Consider the following 18,397-nt stretch of genomic DNA (forward strand, 5'->3'; position numbering starts at 1 on the left):
AACCGATTTTGCCGCCGCACCGGCGGTAGGCTGCGGCAATGGCCGAGTTCGAGAGCTACCGCGCCAACCTCGAGGTAGCCGACCTCACGCCCACCGTCGACTTCCTGCGCGATGTGCCGGGGTTCGTCGTCGAGGTTGACGAGCCCGCGATGGGGCTGGCGCTGCTGCGCCGCGGCGGAGTGGGACTGGGCATCGTGCGGACGCCCCGCCCGGCTGTCAACGAGACCACCGCCGGATACGTCGGCGTGGACGATGTCGACGCGCTCTACGCGCACTGCGTGCGCCACGGCGGCGAGATCACCACCGAGCTCACCGAACACCCGTGGGGGCTGCGGGATTTCGTGCTGCGCATCCCGGGCGGCCATCGGCTCGCCTTCGGACAGCGCACCGGCCCGACGGCCTAGGCCGTCCGGGCCGATCGGGTCACGGTGTGCCGAAAGGGTTTTGCCGCTAGATCAGAATCGGGTGATCGGCGACCACGCGGCCGCCGACCCGGGCCCAGCCGTCGGAATCCCATTCGGTGAAGATCTGGGAGCCCTCGCCCTGCGTGATGTTCAGCCCGCGGGTGAGCAGGGCGGTCAGCGCGATGGCCGCCGCGCCCGTGGCCTGGTCCTCGCGAAGTCCCATGGCGGGGGCGAACATTCGCGCGCGGACCGCGCCGCGCGGCTCGTCGGTCCAGGCCCAGCAGTAGTGCTGGCCTGCCGGGAAGTCGGCCGGATCCAGGGTGGCGATCTCGGCCGGATCCTCGAACTGGTGGAATTCGAAGGCGGGGGCCCATTCGGCCCGGGCGCGGGCCCAGGTCAGGCCCTCGGCGAGGGTCACCTCGACCGGCCCGGCGGGCACGTCGATGATCTTCACGGGTTGCAGCTGGTCATTGAGCCACCACGCGGTGCCGACCGTGGGGTGCCCGGCGAAGGGCAGCTCGGTGGCGGGGGTGTAGATACGCATTTTCACTCGCCCGTCGACCGGGTCGTCGACCACCACGGTCTCGCTGTAGCCCACGCGGGCCGCCAGCGCCTGATGGTCGGCATTCTCGACGGCGGAGCGGCGGACGATGCCGAGCAGATTGCCGAAACGCCCGGCCGCGTCGGTGAACACGCGCACGACTTCGATTTGAGCGCCATCACTTTCCGGAACGGTCATGTCAAGCGAGCTTACCGACAGTTATCGATTCGCGGGAGGCCCGCATATGCCTCGCTTGTTGGCCGGGGCGGTTTCCGATCCGACCGGCGACCGTATTGCGGCAATCGATGAGCAAATGCAGAAAAGGGCTGTACACCCGCAGGTGTACAGCCCTTTCGGCTGGACTCGACTAGACGGTGGCGGTGGCCAGCGCCTCGGTCGATGCCACGGCCTGGCCCACGCCCGCCACGATCGCGGCGGCGCGCAGCGCCTCGAAGATCACCTCGCGCGAGACGCCCGCCTCGCGCAGCGTGTGCTCGTGCGCCTCCAGGCAGTGCTGGCAGCCGTTGATCGAGGAGACCGCGAACGACCACAGCTCGAAATCGGCCTTGTCCACGCCCGGCGTGCCGATGATCTGCATGCGCAGGCCCGCGCGCAGATCGTCGTAGCGGCCCTCCAGGAATGCCTTGCCGCGGTAGAACACATTGTTCATGCCCATGATCGACGCGGCGCCGAGCGCGGCGTTGTACGCCTCGGCGGACAGCACGTCGGCCGCCTCCTCGGCGATCTCGCGCAGCGTGGTCGCCGAGCGGGTGGCCGCGGCCGACGCCAGCAGGGTGCCCCACAGCTGCTGCTCGTTGAGCACGGTGGTGCGCGCCAGCGAGGACAGGTTGAGCTTCAGATCCTTGGCGTACTCGGGCAGCGAGTTCTTGAGATTTTCGATGGTCACGACGAATTCCTCTGCGAGCCTTGTTACACCGAAGCGGTCATGAGCTCGCCGGCCTGGATGGTCGGGTCACCCTTCTTCCAGTTGCAGGCGCACAGCTCGTCGGACTGCAGCGCGTCCAGCACCCGCAGCACCTCCTCGACATTGCGGCCCACCGAACCGGCGGTGACGGACACGAACTGGATCTCGTTGTTCGGGTCGACGATGAAGGTGGCGCGGTCGGCGACGCCGTCGGCATTGAGAACGCCGGTGGCGGTGGCCAGTTCGCGCTTGAGGTCGCTCAGCATCGGGAACGGGAGGGTCTTGAGGTCCTCGTGCTGGGCGCGCCACTGGAAGTGGACGAACTCGTTGTCGACAGAGGCGCCCAGCACCTGCGCGTCGCGGTCGGCGAACTCGTCGTTCAGCTTGCCGAAGGCGGCGATCTCGGTCGGGCACACGAAGGTGAAGTCCTTGGGCCAGAAGAAGACGATGCGCCACTTGCCGGCGTAGTCGTCGCTCGAGATCTGGGTGAAGTAGTCGTCGGGCTGCTGAGCGTTCACCTTCGAGAGATCGCCGCCGATGACAGCCTTCAGGTTGTAGGCGGGGAACTGATCGCCGATGGTCAGCAGGGCCATGCTTGCTCTCCTCATATGTAGTCGTGCCGATTGTGTCGAGACGTATATACGATCTTTGCCGAACTGCGGTGAGAGGTAAACGTGATCGGTCGCACTATACTGATAGGCGTGACTGATCAAACTTATCAGCCCACCCTGTCACAGCTGCGTGCGTTCGCTGCCATCGCGGAATACCGGCACTTCGGCACCGCGGCGACGCGGCTCGGCGTGAGCCAGCCCACGCTATCGCAGGCATTGGCATCATTGGAAAACGGACTGGGGCTCCAGTTGATCGAGCGCAGTACGCGCCGGGTCCTGGTCACCGCCGACGGCAAACGGCTACTGCCGCAAGCCATTGCCACCCTCGAGGCCGCCGACCGATTTGTCGCCTCCGCTGCTGGTGAGGGGCTGCGCGGCACCCTGCGGCTCGGCATCATCCCGACCATCGCGCCGTACGTGCTGCCCCGGCTGCTGCCCGAATTGCGTACGCGGGTGCCCGCTCTGGTGCCGCACGTCATCGAGGACCGGACCGCCCGTCTGCTCGACGGGCTGCGCTCGGGCATCCTGGACGTGGCGCTGCTGGCGCTGCCCACCGATGTCGCCGGACTGGTCGAGATACCGCTCTACACCGAGGAGTTCGTGCTGGTGCTGCCACGCGAGCACGAACTGGCCGGGCGCACCGACCTGACACCCGCCGACCTGGACGCGCAGCCGCTGCTGCTCCTCGACGAGGGCCACTGCCTGCGCGACCAGACCCTGGAACTGTGCCGGGCGCACGACGCGCAGCCGGGTGCGGTCGGCGACACCCGCGCGGCCTCGCTGGCCACGGTGGTGCAGTGCGTCGCGGGCGATCTCGGCGTCACGCTGATCCCGGCCATGGCGGTGGCCGCCGAAACCGCGCGCGGCACCTTGGACATCGCGACCTTCGCGGCGCCCGCGCCGGGCCGCACGGTCGGACTGGCGTTCCGCTCCTCCACCGCCCGGGGCGACGATTACGACCAGCTCGCCGAGATCATCCGGGAATGCCGGCCGCGCTGACCCCTCGTGCCGTGCACGGCGCTGGCCCCTCGTGCAGTGCACGGCGGCGACCCCGGCAATTCCGGCAACCTGCGCGGTTGCGTCACCACAGGGTGTCTGAAACGCTCGGGCCTATGCGGATTCACCACCTGAACTGCGGCACCATGGGATTCGGCCTGATCGATCACTGCCTGCTCATCGAGACCCGGGACGCGCTCGTGCTCGTCGACACCGGGTTCGGGCTGGAGGCCGTGCGGCAGCCCGGCAAGATGGTGGGTGCCAGCCGTTTCCTGCTGGGGGCGAAGCCGGCCGAGGCCGAGACAGCGGTGCGCCAGATCCAGCGCCTGGGCTATGACCCGCGTGATGTCCGCCACGTCATCCTGACCCATCTCGACCTGGACCACTCCGGCGGGCTGTCGGACTTCCCCGAGGCCACCGTGCACGTGCACGGACCCGAATTCCGCGCCGCCACCGCCACACCCACCCTGTCCGAGCGGTTGCGCTACCGGGCCGCGCAGTGGGCGCACGGGCCCAAGTGGATGGTGAACGAGGTCGAGGGCGGCGCGGACTGGTTCGGGTTCACCGCGGTGCGCGACCTGCCCGGACTGCCGCCGGAGATCCTGGTGGTGCCGCTGGCGGGGCACACCCGCGGGCACGCCGGGGTCGCGATCGACCATGGCAACGGGTGGCTGCTGCACGCGGGTGACTCGTTCTTCGCGGAGTCCAGCATCCATCCCGAGGAGCCGTTCACGCCGTTCTGGTGGAAGGTGTACGAGACCGGAGCCATTGCGGGCGAGGCGTATCGGGCCAATCAGCGGCGGCTGCGGGAACTCAGGAAGCTGCACGGTGACCAGGTGACCATCATCAACTCGCACGACGCGGGTATTTTCGCCCGTACGGCCGGCAGATGACCGGCCCCGGCTCTCGGGAACTTCCCGCGCCGCCCTGCGGTTCGCGGTGGAGCCGATCGCGGTTACCGGCGGCGGGTGAGCCCTTGTTCGTCTACGGGACTCTGCAATTCGGCCCGGTGCTGACCGAATTGATCGGGCGGGTACCGGCAATGGAACCCGCGCGCTCGATCGGGCGGCGGGCGGCCGCGCTGCCCGGCCGCGCGTATCCGGGACTGGTGACCGCGACCGGCTCCGTGACCGAGGGCTACCTGCTCGCCGGGCTGACCGCCGACGAGTGGCGGGTGCTCGACGCTTTCGAGGACGACGAATACGATCTGCTGCCGGTGTCCGTGCACGCGGGGAAGCGGGTCGGCTACGCGTGGACCTATGCCTGGACCGCCGAGGTCGAGGACTTCGAGTGGTCGCCCGGGGCGTTCGCCTCCGAGCACCTTCCGCGTTACGTGGGGAAATGCGCTGCGTGGCGGCGAAATCTGGTCCTGCTCAGCGAGACTGTATGACGCCGGACACACTCGTGCGGTAGAAGTTGATCGCATGGATGCAGAGGGCACTGAGCCAACAGTGGCGAGCGCGCGATCGCAGGCGCTCGGAGATCTCCTGCGGCGCAGCGCCGCCCGGGTCCCGGACAAGACCGCGCTGGTCTGGCGGGAGCGGCGGGAGAGCTACGCCGATCTCGATGCGGCGGTGAACCGGGTCGCGCACAGCCTGGCCGATCGCGGTGTGACGCAGGGCGATCGGGTCGCGATCTATTCGCACAACTGCCGTGAGTTCGTGCTCGTGTACTTCGCGCTGGCGCGGCTGGGCGCGATCTCGGTGCCGATCAACTTCATGCTCACCGCCGACGAGGTGGCCTTCATCCTCGAACACTCCGGGGCTGTCGCACTGATCACCGAGGACGGACTGGCCGGGGAGGCCGAGGCCGCGGTGAAACAGCTGGGCCACAGCGAGATCCGGCTGTTCGGCTGGATCGGGCTGGGCGGGCTGCCCGCGACGGCCGGGTGGGAGGACGTGAGCGCGTGGGAACACCACCCCGACGCCTCGGCGCCGCAGGTGTTCGTCGGCGACGACGATCCCATCCAGATCATGTACACCTCCGGCACCGAGTCCCGCCCCAAGGGCGCGGTGCTGTCCAGCCGCGGGCTCATCGCGCAGTACACCAGTGTGGTGGTGGACGGGCGCATGAGCGCCGACGACATCGAGGTGCACGCGCTCCCGCTGTACCACTGCGCCCAGCTGCACTGCTTCCTCACGCCCGACCTGTGGCTCGGCGCGACCAGCATTCTGCTGCCGAGCCCCGATCCCGCGACGATCCTGCGCACCATCGAAACCGAGCGCGCCACCAAACTGTTCTGCCCGCCGACGGTGTGGGTGTCGCTACTGCGGCATCCCGACTTCGACGGCTATGACCTGTCCTCCCTGCGCAAGGGCTACTACGGCGCCAGCATCATGCCCGTCGAGGTGCTGGCCGAACTCTCCGACCGGCTACCCGGGGTGGGGCTCACCAACTTCTACGGCCAGACCGAACTCGCGCCGCTGGCCACGGTCCTCGCGCCCGAGGACCAGCTGACCAAGCCCGGTTCGGCGGGCCGCCCGGCCCTCAATGTCGAGACCCGCGTGGTCGATGACGACGACATCCCGGTGGGCGTCGGCGTCGTCGGCGAGATCGTGCACCGCTCCCCGCAGGCCATGCTCGGCTACTGGAACGACCCCGCGAAAACCGCGGAAGCCTTCCGCAACGGCTGGTTCCACAGCGGCGACCTCGGCGTCCTGGACGCCGACGGCTACCTCAGCGTCGTCGACCGCAAGAAGGACATGATCAAGACCGGCGGCGAGAACGTCGCCAGCCGCGAGGTCGAAGAGGTCCTCTACGAGCACCCCGAGATCTCCGAGGCCGCCGTGGTGGGCATCCCGCACCCGCACTGGATCGAAGCCGTCACCGCGATCGTGGTGGCCCGCAATGGAACCGACCCCGACGCCGCCACCGTCATCGCGCACTGCAAGCAGCGGCTCGCCGGCTACAAGGTCCCCAAGTACGTGACGTTCGTCGAGGCGCTCCCCAAGAACCCCAGCGGCAAGATCCTCAAACGCGAACTACGCACCGCCCACGCCCATCTCGCCACCGAGGCCTGATCCCGCGATCCCGTCCAGGTGCGCGACATTCGCGCGATCGCCGGGGTCCGCACTCGGGGCCCCGGCGAACCAGGCGTCCAGAATCTCGGCCAGCTGCGCCCGTGAGGTGAGCCGCAGACTCAATGCCAGCACGTTGGCGTCATTCCACTTCCGTGCTCCCTCGGCGGTATACGCGTCCACGCACAGCGCCGCCCGCACCCCCGGCACCTTGTTCGCCGCAATGGAAGCGCCGGTCCCGGTCCAGCAGCACACCACCGCCTGCTCGGCCCGTCCCTCCGCGACATCCCGCGCCGCGGCCTCACTGGCCCAGGCCCAGTCGTCGCGTTCCGCGGGCTGCAGCGCGCCGTGCACGGTCACCTCGTGCCCGCGGGCCCGCAGCTCCTCGACCACGGCCGCGGCCACGCCGGTGTCCTCGTCAGCGGCAACCGAAATCCTCATGGATGCAGTATCGCCGCTGCGGCGCGCGGACGGTCATCGACCGGCCGCCCGCGCCAGTTCCTCGGGGTATCGGGCGCCCGCGACGGCGCTGGAGGGGGCGGCGGACTCGATCCGGGCCAGGTCCTCGGCGGTCAGCGTGATCTCGGTGGCCGCGACGTTCTGCTCGAGGTAGGTGCGGCGCTTGGTGCCGGGGATGGGGACCACGTCCTGACCGCGGGACTGGACCCAGGCCAGCGCCAATTGACCGGGGGTGACGCCCTTTTCGTCGGCGAGGCTGCGCAGTGCCGCGACGATGGCGAGGTTGGCGTCGAAGTTGCCGTCGGCGAAACGGGGCAGGCGGCGGCGCAGGTCGTCGGCCGCGAGGTCGGCGGTCGAGGTGATCGCGCCGGTGAGGAAGCCGCGACCCAGCGGGGAGAAGGGGACGATGCCGATGCCGAGTTCGCGGCAGGCGGGGAGGACCTCGGCCTCGATATCGCGGGTCCAGAGGGACCATTCGCTCTGGAGCGCGGTCACCGGGTGGACGGCGTGGGCGCGGCGGATGCTGTCCACCGAGGCTTCGGAGATGCCGAGATAGCGGACCTTGCCCGCCTGGACCAGCTCCGCCAGGGCGCCCCAGGTCTCCTCGATCGGCACGTTCGGGTCGACGCGGTGCTGGTAGTAGAGGTCGATGTGGTCGACGCCGAGCCGTGCGAGGGATTCATCGCAGGACTGCTTCACGTAGGCGGCGTCGCCGCGGGCGCCCATGGCGCCCTCGTCGCCCCAGACGATGCCGAACTTGGTTGCGAGGACGACCTTGTCGCGGCGGTCGGCGATGGCGCGGCCCACGAGGCGCTCATTGGTCTCGGGGCCGTAGACATTCGCGGTGTCGAGCAGGGTGACGCCGAGGTCCAGAGCGCGGTGGATGGTGGCGATGGACTCGGTGTCATCGTCGTGCGCGCCGTAGGCGTGGCTCATGCCCATGCAGCCGAGGCCCTGCGCGCCGACGGTCAGTTCGCCGAGCTTCCTGGTCGCGATCATGCGGTGAATCCTCCTCGGTAGGACTGGAATTCGCGGCGGGAGCCGCGCACGGACATGACGCTACGACCTGGAGTGTGCTCCAGGTCAACCTGGAATACGCGGTGTCGCACCCTCACCGGCGGGTCGGCATGTGGTGGCGGAGCAGGACGGTGAGCTGGGTGCCCGCGTCGGTGAAGGGCAGGGCCGATTTCAGCGCCCGGCTCTGCACGATCGCGCCCTCGATCACCGACAGTGCGAAACCCGACAGCGAGCACGCCGTCGCCCGCTCGACCCCGGCCGCCACCAATCCGTCGGCCAGGCGCGCGGTCCATTCGGAGAACGCCTGCCCGGCCGCGGACTGCAGTGCCGGGTCGAGTTCGTCGAGAGCGGCGGCCATCATGAACGAGCCCGCCCGGAACTCGCTGGTCTCCAGCTGGCCGCGCCAGAAGCCGAGCAGTTCGTCCACCCACGCCGCCAGTGAGGGCGCGCCCGGCAATGCGTCGGACATGCGGCTCACGTGCGAGTAGACCATGCGGGACACGATGCGGGCGGCGGTCGCCACCAATTCGCCCTTGCCGGACGGGAAGTGCTGGTAGAGCGAGTTTCGGGAGGCATTGCTGCGCTTGAGCAGCTCGTTCAGCCCGGCCGCGTGCACGCCGTGCTCCTGGACGGTGGTGATGGTGCTCGCGATCAATCGGGCGCGCGGTCCCGCCGTCATTGCAAATCCCTCCAGCCCTTGTGTGAACCGATCGGTCCATGTTAAACCTTTCCCATGTGGACCGATCGGTTCATATGGGAAAAGAGGAATTCCGCGCATGTCAGCCCAGATCGCCACCGCCACCCCGGTCGCCCACGCCGCGCTGCTCGGCCTGGGCGTGTACCGACCACGCCGGGTGGTCCCCAATGCCGAGATCGTCGACCGCATCAACTCCTCGGACGAATGGATCCGGACCCGCTCCGGCATCGAGGCCCGCCACTGGGCCGAAGCGGACGAGACCATCGTGAGCATGAGCACCGCCGCCGCCGTCGACGCGCTCGAGGCCGCGGGCGTCACCGCACAGCAGATCGACGCGGTCATCCTGGCCACGTCCTCGCAGATGGTGCTGGGACCGTCGGCCGGCGCCGTGGTCGCCACCGAACTCGGCATGCACGACACCGCCGCCTTCGACGTCTCCGCCGGCTGCGCGGGCTTCTGCTACGCGCTGGCCAATGCCGCCAACCTGGTGCGCGCCGGACAGGCCCGCCATGTGCTGGTGATCGGCGTGGAACGGCTCTCGGACCTGCTCGACCAGGAGGACCGGACCTGCGCGTTCATCTTCGCCGACGGTGCGGGCGCGGTCGTGGTGGGACCGTCGGAGGCCGAGGGCATCGGGCCGGTGGCCTGGGGTTCGGACGGCAGTCAGACTGCGGCGATCAAGCAGGACAAGGACTTTCAGCAGTACTTCGCCGAGGTGGCCGAGGCCGAGGCGACCGGTGGCAGCACGGTGCGGCCGTACATCCGGATGAACGGTACGGCCGTATTCCGTTGGGCCGTCACGTTCTTGGAGAAGGCGTGCCGGGACGCGCTGGATCAGGCGGGCGTCACCGTCGAGGATCTGGACGCGTTCGTGCCGCATCAGGCCAACAGCCGCATCACCGATGCGCTGGTGCGCACCCTGCACATGCCCGAAAGCATCGCTGTCGCAAGGGATATCGCCGAGACCGGTAACACCAGCGCCGCCTCGATCCCGATGGCCATGGAGCAGCTGCTGCGCTCCGGCGCTTCCCGGCCCGGCGACACCGCGCTGCTGCTGGGTTTCGGTGCGGGCCTGGCCTACGCCGGTCAGGTGGTCAAACTCCCCGCCATCGCCTGACGATCGGCTCGCGGACAACGAAATCCGTTGTGTGAAGCAACGGAAACCGTAGCAATGAGAAGCGCCCCCGCACGGAAGTCGCGGGTTCACACGGTCGTCGCGACACTCTCGATTGGAGAGGTTGCGGCGATCGTGTCGTTCTGGAGGATGTGGCCCGGCTCGGTGACCGGCCGGCCCTGCTGGCCGACTACTTCGGTGTCGATCCGGACTACTTCGACTGGAACCCGATAGCAGCGGTCCAGCAAACGATGAGCTCGCCTTCGCCTCCGCCTTCCCTGCCGTGCACGCCAATGGCGACGCCTTGGACTCCGCGGTCAGCCCGGTCGCACCGCGTCACGATATGGACGGCATGCCCGACCTCACCCAGCCTGCGGTGACGCCCGGTGGCACGTTCCGCTACTAGATCACCGTCCCCGCCGCGGACACCTGTTTCCTCCACCCGCACGTCGACCAAGCGGGCATGCATGGAGTGATCGTCTACAGCTCCACCACCGTGAACCAACGCTGTGACCAGTATTACAATGCCTGACGGGCAAACGCGAAGGAAACGGATTGAACACAACATCGCGCGGCAACCCCTGGGTCGCCGTCAGGCCGGATGATGACCTCACACAGTTGACGCAGCGAGTGTCGTCCGCTCACCGCTCTTTCCTCGAAGGTGTGGACCTGATGCCGACCCTGCGCCCCGAGTATTACTCGGTGCGCCCGGTGGTTCTCGATTCCTGGCGTCGCAGCCGCAGCAACGGTGTCAACCCCGACGACTTCGGAGACGGGGTGGATCTCGATGGTCTGGACCTGCAGCGGTATCGGTCCGCGCATCCAACGGCGCTTATCCGGCCGGTCGTGCGAAAGCTGCTGGTCGAGGACGCCGCCGAGGCCGGGCTGCTCGTAGCGATCAGTGACGCCGAGGGGCGATTGCTCTGGGTCGAGGGCGATTCCAAGGCCAAGGACCGAGCCCTTGCCATGAACTTCGTGGAGGGCGCCGACTGGAGCGAAGACAGGGTCGGTACCAATGCCCCCGGTACCGCGCTCGCCCTCGATCACCACGTGCAGTTCTTCGGGGCCGAACATTTCAGCCGCGCCGTGCACGACTGGAGCTGCTCGGCCGCCCCTGTGCACGATCCGCTGACCGGCCAGATCATCGGCGCCATCGACATCACCGGTGGCCCGCGCGTCGCCGCGGTGGAGGTGTTGTCGCTGATCAGGGCGACAGTGCTGGCTGCGGAATCCGAGCTACGGCTACACCTGCTCAATTCGCCCGAACCGCTCGACACGACGACGCAACTGCGGGTGCTCGGCTCGGATCGGCCGTCTCTGACCCGCGGCGGTGAGCGCATCCGCCTGTCGCAGCGGCATGCCGAGATCCTGTTGCTGCTGGCCGACCATCCGGAGGGTTTGAGCGCCGACCACCTCGCCATGCTGCTCGACGAATCGGAGTTGGATCCGGTAACGGTGCGTGCGGAGCTGTCGCGGGTGCGAAAGCTGTTGGGCGTCAACAGCCTCGGCTCGCGACCATACCGACTGCTGATGGAGCTCGACACCGATGTCAACGAGGTTCGACGGGCACTGGGGCGCGGCGACGCGGCGGCGGCAATGCGCGCCTACCCGGGCCCGATTTTGCCCCGCTCGCTGGCGCCCGGCATTACCGAGCTGCGCACCGAGTTGCGTGGTTGCCTGCGCGCCGCTCTGCTGACGGCGGGCGATCGCCGACTCCTCGGCCAGTGGACCAGTTCGGTCGACGGGCGCGACGACGTTGCGGCGTGGACCGCCTACCTTGCCTCGCTCGACCGACAGTCCTCGATGTATGCCCAGGTCAAGTCCAAGCTGGCGCTGCTGGACCGCAGGCTGGGCATCTGACCAGTTTCTTGCAACTGTTGTGCAACATGGTTGCTCCTAGTGTTCCGGGTCACACCTGCTGCAGGAAATGTCACAAGACCGAGGAGCATTCGATGACCGTCTTTGCCCGCCCAGGAACACCCGATGCCGTCATGTCGTTCCAGGCTCGCTACGACAACTGGATCGGCGGCGAGTGGGTAGCACCTGTCAAGGGGCAGTACTTCGAGAATCCGACCCCGGTCACGGGTCAGCCGTTCTGCGAGGTCGCCCGTGGCACCGCCGAGGACATCGAACTCGCTCTCGATGCCGCCCATGCCGCCGCACCGGCCTGGGGCAAGACCTCGGTTGCCGAGCGCGCCATCATCCTCAACAAGATCGCGGACCGGATGGAGCAGCACCTCGACGCGATCGCCCTCGCAGAGACCTGGGACAACGGCAAGCCGATCCGCGAGACCCTGGCCGCCGACATCCCGCTCGCGATCGACCACTTCCGCTACTTCGCCGGCGCGATCCGCGCCCAGGAGGGCTCGCTGTCGGAGATCGATGTCGACACCGTCGCCTATCACTTCCATGAGCCGCTCGGCGTGGTCGGCCAGATCATTCCGTGGAACTTCCCGATTTTGATGGCCACCTGGAAGCTCGCACCTGCCCTCGCCGCAGGCAATGCCGTTGTCCTCAAGCCGGCCGAACAGACGCCGGTCTCGATCCTGTTCCTGATCAGTCTCATCGGAGATCTGCTGCCGCCCGGCGTTGTCAATATCGTCAACGGCTTCGGCGTCGAGGCAGGCAAACCGCTGGCGTCGAGTCCACGAATCAAGAAGATCGCGTTCACCGGCGAAACCACTACCGGCCGCCTGATCATGCAGTACGCCTCCCAGAATCTGATTCCGGTCACCCTGGAGCTCGGCGGCAAGAGCCCGAACATCTTCTTCTCCGATGTGCTCGCCGCGAACGACGACTACCAGGACAAGGCCCTGGAAGGTTTCACCATGTTCGCGCTCAACCAGGGCGAGGTCTGCACCTGTCCATCGCGCGCGCTCATCCAGGCTGATATCTACGACGAATTCCTGGCCTCTGCCGTGGTGCGCACCAAGGCTGTGCGACAGGGCAATCCGCTCGATACGGAGACCATGATCGGCGCGCAAGCCAGCAACGATCAGCTCGAAAAGATCCTCTCCTACATCGAGATCGGCAAGGGCGAGGGCGCAACTCTGCTCACCGGCGGTGAGCGCGCTGACCTCGGCGGCGACCTGTCCGGCGGCTACTACGTGCAGCCCACGGTGTTCGCTGGACACAACGCAATGCGGATCTTCCAGGAAGAGATCTTCGGCCCCGTCGTCTCGGCGACTTCGTTCGCCGACTACGACGATGCCATCAAGATCGCCAACGACACCCTGTACGGGCTCGGCGCGGGCGTATGGTCACGCGACGGCGCGGTAGCCTACCGGGCAGGCCGCGACATCCAGGCCGGGCGGGTGTGGACCAATACCTACCACCAGTACCCCGCGCATGCGGCGTTCGGAGGGTACAAGCAGTCCGGGATCGGCCGCGAGAACCATCACATGATGCTCGACCACTACCAGCAGACGAAGAACCTCCTGGTCGGCTACGCGTCGAAGGCGCAAGGCTTCTTCTGATGGTCGATGCCGCTGCGGTAGTCCCCCGGCGGGTGCTTGCCACCGTGGCGGCGATGGATCTGCTCCGTCGCCTCCGCGGTCTGCACGGACCGCTGATGCTGCACCAATCCGGCGGATGCTGTGATGGCTCGGCCCCGATGTGCTATCCCGCAGGCGAATTCGTGGTCGGCGGCCACGATGTCCTACTCGGACTGCTCGATCTGCGGTTGCTGGTCGACGAACTGCCCGACACTCCTCCCGCACCGGACGATACTGCGCCGGTGTGGATCTCGGGTCCGCAGTTCGCCGCCTGGCAGCACACCCAGCTCGTCCTCGACGCCGTACCGGGACGTGGTTCCGGATTCAGCCTGGAATCGCCGGAAGGACTTCGATTCCTCAGTCGCGGAAGGGTTTTCGAGCACGCCGAACTACTCGCGCTGGCCGGGACCGAAACCTTGACAGGTGCGGACTGGGAGCGCGGCGCGCGTCCGACAACACCAGCCCAACCCCAGGTCGTCGGCCGAGCGGCCGATGCGTGTCCTGTTCCCGTTCGCGGAACACCCAAGAACTCTGTGTGATTCATCCAGCAAGAAGGAGGTCGCGATGGCGATCCCCACTGATCAGCCCACCCACGACGACCACAACCAGGACAGTGCTTACCTTGCGAAGCGAACCCTGAGATCGGGGTCTGCGGGCTGGTTGCTTCTCGCCGGTCTCGGCGTCAGCTATGTGATCTCCGGCGACTACGCCGGCTGGAACAACGGCTTGGCGCAGGGCGGTTTCGGAGGCTTGCTCATCGCCACCGTGGTGATCGCGGGCATGTATCTGGCCATGGTGCTGGGCATGGCCGAGATGTCCTCGGCATTGCCCGCGGCGGGCGGTGGCTACACCTTCGCCCGGCGCGCGCTCGGGCCCTGGGGCGGATTCGCCACTGGCGCGGCCGTCCTCATCGAGTACGCCATCGCGCCCGCGGCCATCGCGACCTTTATCGGTGCGTATGTCGAATCGCTGAATCTGTTCGGGATCACGGACGGCTGGTGGGTCTATCTGGCCGTGTATGCGCTGTTCATCGGCATTCATCTCACCGGTGCCGGTGAGGCGCTCAAGGCGATGTTCGTCATCACCGCGATCGCGTTGGTCGGGTTGGCCGTCTTCGTGGTGTCGGCGTGGGGATTGTTCGACGCTGGGAACCTGACCGACATTCCGGCAGATCCTGCGGCGGTGGGCAGTTCGTCGTTCCTGCCGTTCGGGTACTTCGGGATCTGGGCTGCGGTGCCGTTCGCGATCTGGTTCTTCCTGGCGGTGGAGGGTGTGCCGTTGGCCGCCGAAGAAGCACGGGAACCGGAGAAGAACGTGCCCAAGGGCATCATCATCAGCATGCTGGTGCTGATCACCACCGGCGCGACGGTGCTGTTCCTTGCGACCGGGGCTCTCGGCGCCAAAGCGATTTCGAGTTCGGGCAACCCGCTGGTCGCGGCGCTCGGGGATTCGGGTGCCGGCAAGCTCGTCAACTACATCGGTCTGGCCGGGTTGGTCGCGAGCTTCTTCTCGATCGTCTACGCCTACTCGCGGCAGACCTTCGCGCTCTCGCGAGCCGGATATCTGCCGACGAGCCTGTCGGTCACCAACGCGCGCAAAGCGCCCATGCTCGCGCTCATCGTGCCCGGCATCATCGGATTCGCACTCTCGCTGACCGGTGAGGGCGCGATGCTGCTGAACATGGCCGTCTTCGGCGCGGCGCTGAGCTACGTCCTCATGATGATCAGCCACATCGTGCTGCGCGTCCGGGAGCCGAACATGCCCCGGCCGTATCGCACCCCAGGCGGGATTCTCACCACGGCCTTCGCCCTCGTGATCGCCTGCGCGGCCGTCATCGCCACCTTCCTCGTCGACCGCACGGCCGCGACCTGGGCCTTGCTCGCCTTCGCCGGGTTCATGGCCTACTTCGGTCTCTACAGCCGCCATCACCTGGTCGCCAACTCGCCGGACGAGGAATTCGCCGCCCTGGCCAAGGCGGAGGAGGAGCTCGAATGACGGTCTACCACCAGCAGATCGGCGGCACCAACTACACCTTCGACGGTCTCGTCGAATTGATGGCCAAGGCGACGCCACGGCGTGGCGGCGACGAACTGGCCGGCTGTGCGGCGGCATCGGACGCCGAACGCGCGGCCGCGCAGTGGGCGCTCGCCGAGGTGCCGCTCGACTGGTTCCTCCGAGAACTCTTGGTGCCCTACGAGGACGACGAGGTCACCCGACTGATCATCGACTCGCACGATCGCGTTGCCTTCCAAGCGCTCTCGCATCTGACCGTCGGCGGCCTGCGGGACTGGCTGATGGAGACATCGGCCCGCGACGATGCCGCCGCCAGGCTGCGGGCCGTATCCCCAGGGCTGACACCGGAAATGGTGGCCGCGGTCAGCAAAATCATGCGCAATCAGGACCTGATTGCGGTAGCCCGTGCCACCGAGGTGACGGCGGGCTTCCGTACAACGATCGGGCTGCCCGGGCGACTGAGCACCCGTCTGCAGCCCAACCATCCGACCGACGACCCGCGGGGTATCGCCGCCGCGACTCTCGATGGACTGCTCCTCGGCTGCGGTGACGCGGTGATCGGCATCAATCCGGCGACAGATTCCCCGCATGCCACCGCGGATCTGCTCCATCTACTCGACGAGATTCGTCAGCGCTTCGCCATTCCCACCCAGTCGTGCGTGCTCTCGCATGTGACCACGACGATCGAGCTGATCGAGAAAGGTGTTCCGGTGGATCTGGTTTTCCAATCCGTCGCGGGCACCGAAGGTGCGAATACCGGCTTCGGAGTGAATATTGCGCTGCTGCGCGAAGGCAACGAAGCAGGGCGATCGCTGCATCGCGGCACCGTCGGCAACAATGTGATGTACCTGGAAACCGGACAGGGATCGGCGCTGTCGGCGAACGCGCATCTGGGCACTGATGGCAAACCCGTCGACCAGCAGACCCTGGAGGCCCGCGCGTACGCCGTGGCGAGAGATCTGCAGCCGCTCTTGGTGAATACCGTCGTCGGCTTCATCGGCCCCGAGTATCTCTACGACGGCAAACAGATCATCCGCGCCGGCCTCGAAGACCACTTCTGCGGCAAATTGCTCGGCCTGCCCATGGGCGTCGATGTTTGCTACACCAACCACGCCGAAGCCGACCAAGACGATATGGACACCCTGGTCACTCTCCTCGGCGCGGCCGGAGCGGCGTTCGTTATCGCGGTGCCAGGCGCCGATGACGTAATGCTCGGCTACCAGAGCCTCAGCTTCCACGATGCCCTATACGCGCGGCGGGTACTCGGCCTGCGCGTCGCACCGGAGTTCGAGACGTGGCTGCAAGGACTTGGCATGGCCGACGCGGGCGGGCGGATACTGCCTGTCGAAATCGCCTCCTCCCCATTACGCGAATTGACCGGAGCGCTATGAGCGTCGAACGCGGAGACCGAACGCCGCAAGACTTCTGGGACATGCTGCGCCCGAGCACCCAGTCCAGGATCGGTCTGGGCCGCGTCGGCGACGCACTGCCGACGGCGAATGTGCTCGAACTCCGCTCGGCACACGCTGCGGCCCGCGATGCAGTACACCTGCCACTCGACGTACCCGTCTTGGCAGCTCGGGTCGAAGCGGTCGGCCTCGGCACACCCGTGACCATTCGCAGCCGGGCCACCTCTCGTCCCGAATACCTGCGCCGCCCCGACCTCGGCCGACTCCCCGACGACCTGACCGCCGTCCCCCACACCGGTGCCGACCTCGGCTTCGTTCTCGGCGACGGACTGTCACCGCGCGCCCTCATGAACCACGGCGCACCTCTTCTTGCCGCCATCGCCGAAGAACTCGCCGACACCTATTCGATCGCGCCACCAGTCATCGCCACCCAGGCCCGTGTCGCCCTCGGGGATCACATCGCCACCGCCATGGGCGTACGCACCCTGGTCGTCCTCATCGGTGAACGCCCTGGCCTCTCGGTGGCCGACAGCCTCGGCATCTACCTCACTCACCTACCACGGCCCGGCCGAACCGACGCCGACCGCAACTGCATCTCCAATATTCATCCGCCCGAAGGCCTCGGCTACCACCAGGCGGCAAAGGTGGTGTCCAGCTTGATCTCCGGCGCACGGAAGCTCGGCAGATCCGGCGTGGACCTCAAGGACACCTCCCGCGCCCAAGAATTGGCTTCCACTGCGGCGCTGACGATTTTGGATACAGCCGAATAGAAGAAGGGTCGCCGCCGACCCCGGACACGGCGGCGGCCGACATGATCGCCATCCAGTGTTGTAGTGCCGCCGTCACCCCCACGTGGCCTGCATGCGAGAGAAGAAGAGACGAGATGACCGAAACCACCGCCGACCACCTGGATGCCTATCCGCCCAGCGCTGAGTTCGCGGCCGCCGCCAACGGCGACGCCTCTCTTTATGCTCGAGCCCAAGCCGACCGGGACGGGTTCTGGGCCGAGCAGGCACGGCGCCTGCACTGGCATCAGCCCTTCACCCAGGTGCTGGACTGGGACGACGCGCCCTTCGCGAAGTGGTTCGCCGACGGCAAGCTCAATGTCGCCTACAACTGCGTGGACCGGCACGTGCTCGACGGGCACGGCGACCGGGTCGCCATCCACTGGGAGGGCGAGCCCGGCGACTCCCGCGACATCACCTATGCCGAGCTGCTGGCCGAAGTATCCAGGGCGGCAAACGCTTTCACCGACCTCGGGCTGTCCATGGGCGACCGCGTCGCCATCTACATGCCGATGGTGCCCGAGGCCATTGTCTCGATGCTGGCCTGCGCCCGGCTCGGTCTGGTGCATTCGGTGGTGTTCGCGGGCTTCTCGGCGAGTGCGCTACGGCAGCGAATCGACGATGCCGCGGCCAAGCTGGTCGTCACCACCGACGGCCAGTGGCGGCGCGGCAAGCCGGCCCCGCTCAAGGCGGCCGTGGACGAGGCCCTCGCCGAGGGTGATTCGAGTGTCGAGCACGTGCTGGTAGTGCAGCGCACGGGAATCGAGACGCCCTGGACCGAGGGGCGTGATCTGTGGTGGCACAACACGGTTTCCGACGCCTCCCCCGAGCACGAGGCGCAGGCCTTCGACGCCGAGCACCCGCTGTTCATCCTCTACACCTCCGGCACCACCGGAAAGCCCAAGGGCATCCTGC

General features: G+C 67.5%; 20 protein-coding genes. 14 read left to right on the top strand and 6 right to left on the bottom strand.

Annotated features, from left to right (window positions below; translation table 11 throughout):
* Nucleotides 1–38: 38 nt before the first annotated feature.
* Nucleotides 39–404, top strand: a complete 366-nt coding sequence (locus tag ACFXKA_RS36720) for a VOC family protein (protein ID WP_379430880.1) — start codon at nt 39–41, stop codon at nt 402–404.
* A gap of 46 nt (nt 405–450) precedes the next feature.
* Here the strand turns inward: ACFXKA_RS36720 and ACFXKA_RS36725 are convergent, their stop codons facing one another.
* The 3 genes from ACFXKA_RS36725 to ACFXKA_RS36735 form a co-directional block, all read right to left on the bottom strand.
* Nucleotides 451–1,143 (bottom strand): PhzF family phenazine biosynthesis protein, encoded by a 693-nt coding sequence (locus ACFXKA_RS36725; protein ID WP_379430881.1) that lies wholly within the window; start codon nt 1,141–1,143, stop codon nt 451–453.
* A 169-nt stretch (nt 1,144–1,312) separates the two neighbouring features.
* Nucleotides 1,313–1,852, bottom strand: a complete 540-nt coding sequence (locus ACFXKA_RS36730; protein WP_354848140.1) for a carboxymuconolactone decarboxylase family protein — start codon at nt 1,850–1,852, stop codon at nt 1,313–1,315.
* 23 nt (nt 1,853–1,875) lie between these two features.
* Nucleotides 1,876–2,463: a peroxiredoxin gene (locus tag ACFXKA_RS36735; RefSeq protein ID WP_354848138.1), complete on the bottom strand. Its 588-nt coding sequence runs from the start codon at nt 2,461–2,463 to the stop codon at nt 1,876–1,878.
* Nucleotides 2,464–2,571: 108 nt separating this feature from the next.
* Between ACFXKA_RS36735 and ACFXKA_RS36740 the strand changes: the two genes are divergently transcribed.
* The 4 genes from ACFXKA_RS36740 to ACFXKA_RS36755 all read left to right on the top strand — a co-directional run bounded on the left by ACFXKA_RS36740 (nt 2,572) and on the right by ACFXKA_RS36755 (nt 6,497).
* The gene (locus tag ACFXKA_RS36740) at nt 2,572–3,480 is read left to right on the top strand and encodes a hydrogen peroxide-inducible genes activator (RefSeq protein ID WP_379401570.1); all 909 of its coding nucleotides are present in this window, start codon (nt 2,572–2,574) and stop codon (nt 3,478–3,480) included.
* Nucleotides 3,481–3,593: 113 nt separating this feature from the next.
* Complete coding sequence (locus ACFXKA_RS36745; protein WP_379430882.1) at nt 3,594–4,370, top strand: MBL fold metallo-hydrolase; 777 nt, start codon at nt 3,594–3,596, stop codon at nt 4,368–4,370.
* Nucleotides 4,371–4,453: 83 nt separating this feature from the next.
* Nucleotides 4,454–4,867 carry a gamma-glutamylcyclotransferase family protein gene (locus ACFXKA_RS36750; protein WP_379430883.1) on the top strand — a complete coding sequence of 138 codons (414 nt, stop codon included), beginning with the start codon at nt 4,454–4,456 and terminating at the stop codon, nt 4,865–4,867.
* Between the two features lie 34 nt (nt 4,868–4,901).
* Complete coding sequence (locus ACFXKA_RS36755; protein WP_379430884.1) at nt 4,902–6,497, top strand: acyl-CoA synthetase; 1,596 nt, start codon at nt 4,902–4,904, stop codon at nt 6,495–6,497.
* Here ACFXKA_RS36755 and ACFXKA_RS36760 read toward each other — a convergent pair.
* The 3 genes from ACFXKA_RS36760 to ACFXKA_RS36770 all read right to left on the bottom strand — a co-directional run bounded on the left by ACFXKA_RS36760 (nt 6,459) and on the right by ACFXKA_RS36770 (nt 8,649).
* Nucleotides 6,459–6,935: an RpiB/LacA/LacB family sugar-phosphate isomerase gene (locus tag ACFXKA_RS36760; RefSeq protein ID WP_379430885.1), complete on the bottom strand. Its 477-nt coding sequence runs from the start codon at nt 6,933–6,935 to the stop codon at nt 6,459–6,461. The genes ACFXKA_RS36755 and ACFXKA_RS36760 overlap by 39 nt on opposite strands.
* Nucleotides 6,936–6,968: 33 nt before the next feature.
* Nucleotides 6,969–7,952: an aldo/keto reductase gene (locus ACFXKA_RS36765; RefSeq protein ID WP_379430886.1), complete on the bottom strand. Its 984-nt coding sequence runs from the start codon at nt 7,950–7,952 to the stop codon at nt 6,969–6,971.
* 112 nt (nt 7,953–8,064) lie between these two features.
* Entirely contained in the window at nt 8,065–8,649 is a 585-nt protein-coding gene (locus ACFXKA_RS36770; RefSeq protein WP_354848117.1) for a TetR/AcrR family transcriptional regulator, read from the bottom strand.
* 97 nt (nt 8,650–8,746) lie between these two features.
* On the opposite strand from ACFXKA_RS36770, the gene ACFXKA_RS36775 reads away from it, so the two are divergent.
* The 9 genes from ACFXKA_RS36775 to ACFXKA_RS36815 all read left to right on the top strand — a co-directional run.
* The gene (locus tag ACFXKA_RS36775; RefSeq protein WP_379430887.1) at nt 8,747–9,784 is read left to right on the top strand and encodes a beta-ketoacyl-ACP synthase III; all 1,038 of its coding nucleotides are present in this window, start codon (nt 8,747–8,749) and stop codon (nt 9,782–9,784) included.
* Nucleotides 9,785–10,064: 280 nt separating this feature from the next.
* A complete protein-coding gene (locus ACFXKA_RS36780) occupies nt 10,065–10,187 on the top strand; it encodes a hypothetical protein (protein WP_379430888.1) in 123 nt (40 codons plus the stop codon).
* Nucleotides 10,188–10,309: 122 nt separating this feature from the next.
* Complete coding sequence (locus tag ACFXKA_RS36785) at nt 10,310–11,641, top strand: transcriptional regulator (protein ID WP_379430894.1); 1,332 nt, start codon at nt 10,310–10,312, stop codon at nt 11,639–11,641.
* Between the two features lie 92 nt (nt 11,642–11,733).
* Nucleotides 11,734–13,257 carry an aldehyde dehydrogenase gene (gene adh / locus ACFXKA_RS36790; RefSeq protein WP_354848106.1) on the top strand — a complete coding sequence of 508 codons (1,524 nt, stop codon included), beginning with the start codon at nt 11,734–11,736 and terminating at the stop codon, nt 13,255–13,257.
* On the top strand, nt 13,257–13,814 hold the full coding sequence (locus ACFXKA_RS36795) for a DUF779 domain-containing protein (protein ID WP_379430889.1): 558 nt from the start codon (nt 13,257–13,259) through the stop codon (nt 13,812–13,814). The genes adh and ACFXKA_RS36795 overlap by 1 nt, the downstream gene beginning before the upstream one ends.
* A gap of 25 nt (nt 13,815–13,839) precedes the next feature.
* Nucleotides 13,840–15,270 (top strand): ethanolamine permease, encoded by a 1,431-nt coding sequence (gene eat / locus ACFXKA_RS36800; RefSeq protein WP_379430890.1) that lies wholly within the window; start codon nt 13,840–13,842, stop codon nt 15,268–15,270.
* The gene (locus ACFXKA_RS36805) at nt 15,267–16,679 is read left to right on the top strand and encodes an ethanolamine ammonia-lyase subunit EutB (protein ID WP_379430891.1); all 1,413 of its coding nucleotides are present in this window, start codon (nt 15,267–15,269) and stop codon (nt 16,677–16,679) included. The genes eat and ACFXKA_RS36805 overlap by 4 nt, the downstream gene beginning before the upstream one ends.
* The gene (gene eutC, locus ACFXKA_RS36810; RefSeq protein WP_379430892.1) at nt 16,676–17,467 is read left to right on the top strand and encodes an ethanolamine ammonia-lyase subunit EutC; all 792 of its coding nucleotides are present in this window, start codon (nt 16,676–16,678) and stop codon (nt 17,465–17,467) included. The genes ACFXKA_RS36805 and eutC overlap by 4 nt, the downstream gene beginning before the upstream one ends.
* 113 nt (nt 17,468–17,580) lie before the next feature.
* Nucleotides 17,581–18,397 (top strand): AMP-binding protein (locus ACFXKA_RS36815; protein WP_354848092.1); only part of this gene is annotated, 817 nt, incomplete at its 3' end.

Origin of the sequence: Nocardia sp. NPDC059228, from assembly GCF_042754245.1 — a bacterium.
GTDB lineage: Bacteria > Actinomycetota > Actinomycetes > Mycobacteriales > Mycobacteriaceae > Nocardia.